This is a genomic window from Mycolicibacterium sp. XJ879, from assembly GCF_053483935.1.
Genome location: NZ_JBEFTH010000048.1, coordinates 1 through 299 on the forward strand (window position 1 = coordinate 1; position 299 = coordinate 299).

The following is a 299-nucleotide window of genomic DNA, read 5'->3' on the forward strand; positions in this document are numbered from 1 at the left end:
AAAATCCCGCCGGCATTCATATCCTTGACCCGCTCATCGACCTGCCAACACCCCGGCCGAATCTCATCGAGGCCCTGCGGTTCCAGCCCGTACTCCTCCTTGGGCCGACCCGCCACCGCATTGAGCGCCACATTCGGAATCACCACATCACGAAACTGCCAGGTATCCGAACCATCGGCGTTATGCACCAACCGCGGCGCCTCATCCAAATACTTCTTCGGCAAATGATTTTTGAACATATCCGGCGGCTCGACGATGTGATCATCCACGCTCACCAGAATCATGTCGTCCTTGTTCAT

At 56.2% G+C, this 299-nt stretch carries 1 pseudogene; it reads right to left on the reverse strand.

What is annotated here, in order from left to right:
• Positions 1-299 (reverse strand): annotated as a pseudogene (locus tag ABQF13_RS25335) (amidohydrolase family protein); the annotation flags it as partial.